Consider the following 233-nt stretch of genomic DNA (forward strand, 5'->3'; position numbering starts at 1 on the left):
TCCGGTCGCCGAGGTCCAGGAGGAGGTTGCGGATCTGTTGGGTGGTCCACGGGCCGTCGGGGTGGGAGGTGACCCCGAGGATGTGGACGGAGCGGGAGCCGACCTCTATGACGAAGAAGCAGTACAGCCGCCGCAGCGTCACCGCGCAGTCCACGTGGAAAAAGTCCACGGCCAGCATGGTCGCTGCCTGCGTGCGCAGGAACTGTCGCCATGTCGTGTCGGTCTGCCGTTTC

The 233-nt window shown here is 66.1% G+C and carries 1 pseudogene; it reads right to left on the reverse strand.

From position 1 onward, the window contains the following. Positions 1-233: pseudogene (locus FMEAI12_RS14250) on the reverse strand (transposase); the annotation flags it as partial.

This window comes from Parafrankia sp. Ea1.12, assembly GCF_900465275.1.
In the GTDB taxonomy this organism is placed as follows: Bacteria; Actinomycetota; Actinomycetes; order Frankiales; family Frankiaceae; genus Parafrankia; species Parafrankia soli.